The sequence below is a fragment of the Marinitoga sp. 38H-ov genome (genome assembly GCF_011057715.1).
Taxonomy (GTDB): domain Bacteria; phylum Thermotogota; class Thermotogae; order Petrotogales; family Petrotogaceae; genus Marinitoga.
Genome location: NZ_LNGH01000039.1, coordinates 1 through 3,475 on the forward strand (window position 1 = coordinate 1; position 3,475 = coordinate 3,475).

The 3,475-nt window shown below is 25.3% G+C and carries 3 protein-coding genes and 1 pseudogene; all 4 read left to right on the forward strand.

Annotated elements, in window-relative coordinates:
- Positions 1-352: 352 nt before the first annotated feature.
- Positions 353-754 (forward strand): PqqD family protein, encoded by a 402-nt coding sequence (locus AS160_RS11290; protein WP_206528162.1) that lies wholly within the window; start codon positions 353-355, stop codon positions 752-754.
- A gap of 38 nt (positions 755-792) precedes the next feature.
- Positions 793-1,095 (forward strand): annotated as a pseudogene (locus tag AS160_RS11295) (radical SAM protein); the annotation flags it as partial.
- 262 nt (positions 1,096-1,357) lie between these two features.
- On the forward strand, positions 1,358-1,714 hold the full coding sequence (locus AS160_RS11300) for an SPASM domain-containing protein (protein WP_206528163.1): 357 nt from the start codon (positions 1,358-1,360) through the stop codon (positions 1,712-1,714).
- Entirely contained in the window at positions 1,699-3,354 is a 1,656-nt protein-coding gene (locus tag AS160_RS09165; RefSeq protein WP_165148030.1) for an ABC transporter ATP-binding protein, read from the forward strand. The genes AS160_RS11300 and AS160_RS09165 overlap by 16 nt, the downstream gene beginning before the upstream one ends.
- Positions 3,355-3,475 lie beyond the last annotated feature (121 nt).

The following is a 3,475-nucleotide window of genomic DNA, read 5'->3' on the forward strand; positions in this document are numbered from 1 at the left end:
CATCGATAGAATTATCAACAACACCATTGATAGAATTATCAAGAAAATAATCAAGTTTATCTGTAGAAACATCGATACCAACAAACAACATAGAAACACAACCTTTCAGAATTAGATTCTAACTCTGGGTATATAAGAAAAGAGCCTCGTTATATGTAAGAGCTATAGCTAATTCTCCGGTAGCAATCCAACTTATATACCAAAGTTAGTCAGATTTTTTTAAGCAACTTTTGTGCATGGGGGGATAGAATTACTATAGTTATATAATAACTCAGAGTTAGAATGCTTTTTTTTAAAAATAAATATCAAATTTATTAATTATACGAAAACATTATACATGAATGGGGATATTATGAAAAATGAAATATTATTGTTATCACCAAAAATCGACTTAATAAAGACTAACAAGGGAGCTATATTAAAATATATTGGCGGAACTAATTTGATCTTTTTAACTCATACTGAAGCATATTTTTTGTCATTATGTGATGGAACAAAAAATATTGAAGAAATAGTATTAAATATTTCTAACTTATATGATGTACCATACAATACAGTTGAAAATGATCTAACCGATTTAATAAATAAATATTTAAAAGCTAATATAATTAGTATTTTACCTCAGAAATTAAGTAAAAGATTATCTAGATATAAAAAAGATGAATTTATTTTTATTCCTGAAATAGATAATCCTACGATTATACCTCAAAAAATAAATAGTATAGGTTTTTCCTTACAGATTATTGTCCTTTAAATTGTGATTATTGCTTTGGTAGATTTAATCCAAACACTTCTAGAACATATTTACCAACTGAAAAAGTTATTTCCATAATAAAGGAAGCAGAGGAATTAGGAAAAGTTGAATATGTATCATTATCTGGAGGAGATCCTATTGCTCATCCGGGTTTATCTGAAATAATTCGTTTTTTAGAAAAAAGAAGAATAAATTATGAACTTTCAACAAAAGGGACATTGTTAACTAAAAATAAAATTATTGAATTAGTCGAAGCTGGTTTAAGAAATATACAGATTAGTATAGATACATGGGATTCTCAAAAATGGTCAAGACTAACTGGATTAAAAAAAGATGAATAATAGAGGCTTTTTATTGGTGTAATGTATATAATGTAAAGACTCGAGGAAGAATAACTTTAACTAAAGACAATTTATATGATTTAGAACAGTTATTTAAAAATCTTCCAATTTTAGGTGTTGAAGAAATAAGAATTGTTCCTTTATTACCTATAGGAAGAGGAAATGTTTCTAAAACTCTTGAGGAGGAAGATTTAAATTATGCTATAACTCTGGGAAAAAATATGAAGAAATATATAATAGAAATATTAAAGTTGTTTTTGGATTGAAAACATATACTTCAAATATAACTTGTGGTGGAGCAAAAATATCTATGCAGATTTGCGCAGATGGAGAAGTTATATTATGTGATGTTGTAGAAGGTATAAATAAAAAGGCTTTTAGTTATGGAAATATATATAAAAATACAATAAAAGAAATATGGTTTTCTCAGAAAGCTAATGAATTTAGATATAATGTAAATATTGAAGATTGTATTAATTGTGAAAAATTCAGTATGTGTAATGGAGGTTGTAGAGCGGTATCATATAAATATTATGAAGACTTTTATAAATATGATCCAAGATGCTTAAAGTTTTCGAATAAAAAAGAAGGTGAATTATTCATATGGCAGAAAAAATAAAAAATGAGAAATTAGAAAAAAGAGAAATAAATCATTTTTTGTTTGGATTGTTTAAGAAGTATTGGAAAAGACAGATAATTGCTATTATTTTTATAAGTTTAATGGCATTATCAATATTGATTTTTCCAATATTGATAAAATATACAATAGATACAGTAATACCATCTAAAAATATTCATATATTGTTTAAGTACATATTACTGATGATAGCAACTCTTTTTGGAATTTCTTTAATAACCTATTTTGGAGAAGTTATATTTGAATTTAATGCTTTAAAAGCAAAAAAAGATATTAGAAAGGAAATAATTATAAAGTTAACAAAATTGCCGTATGATTTTTTCATGAAGATAAATTCTGGAGAATTAATTTCGAAATTAATGTCTGATCTTGAAATGGTTGGTGTTGTAGTTTCACAGGTATTTCCAATTTTTGCATTATCAGTCTTACAAATAGCAGGAATAATAGTAATGCTTTTTTATTTAAATTGGAAATTAGCATTAGTTCCAATTATTTTGACGATATGTTCTTTATTAATTTTAAAATTAATAAATAAAAAATCAGAAAAATTTTCTATTCATGAAAGGGAAGTATTTGGAGAAATATCGAATATGTTAATTGATGTTATAAATAACATGAAAACAATTAAATTAATGGCATCCAATAGCTGGATATCTAATATGATAGATAATTATCTGGACAATCATTATAAGATAAGCAAAAAATTTACAAAATGGATAAAATTAACAGGTGCGTTAGGAAATTCTATAAATGGCCTGATAACAGTGGGAGTATTTAGTTATGGTGGTTATTTAATAATAAAAGATGAAATAACAGTGGGAACATTAATTGCTTTTTGGACATATATACAAACATTAATGAATCCCTTACAATTGTTAATGAAAGTAAATACTGTATTAAGGAGTTCCTGGGGAGGTATTAAAAGAGTTATTGAAATAACAAAATATGAAGAAGAACATATTCCAGAGTTAAAAGAAGAAAGTAATATAGAATCTATAAAACTTGAAGATATTGGATTTAGTTTTGATAATAAAAAGATTTTAGATTCGATAGAATTAAAGTTAGAAAAAGGAAAAATCATAGGAATAATTGGGGAAAATGGAACAGGGAAGACAACGTTATTTAATGTTTTAATGGGATTATATAAAGCTAACAAAGGAAAAATAATATTTAATGATACTGAAAATGCAAATATAAGTCTTTTAAGAAAAAATATTGGATTTGTTGAACAAGAACCAGAGTTGTTTAAGAATTGTGCGATAAAAGAGAATATATTAATGGGAAGAAAAATATCAGAAGAAAAATTAAAAGAAATTTTAGAAGTAACCGGAATAAATAAAATGGTATCAAAATTTGAAAAAGGTATAGATGAAAAAATTAAAGACATAAATTTATCTGGAGGTCAAAAACAAATAATTGCTATAGCCAGAGCTTTAATAAACAACCCTCAGATTATATTACTCGATGAATTTACATCCGCAATGGATTCAAAAAATGAAGTATTAATTCATAATATTTTGATAAAATTAAAAGAAAAAGGAAAAATAATAGGGATAATAACTCATAGAGATTCTACTTTAAAAATATGTGATGAAATATATGAAATGTATAGTGTAAACTAAAAGTACCCCATGAATAAAATTGAAAAATGGTCCACTGAGGAAGAAAAAATGATATACTCTTCTCAAATAAAGAGAGAGGAGTTAGAAAGGATGATCAGTATGGACCAAAAAAGAAGAGTAA

Bases quoted from the DNA above. Each gene is read 5' to 3' on its own strand.
- AS160_RS11290 (WP_206528162.1), top strand. From the start codon at position 353: ATGAAAAATGAAATATTATTGTTATCACCAAAAATCGACTTAATAAAG.
- AS160_RS09165 (WP_165148030.1), top strand. From the start codon at position 1,699: ATGGCAGAAAAAATAAAAAATGAGAAATTAGAAAAAAGAGAAATAAAT.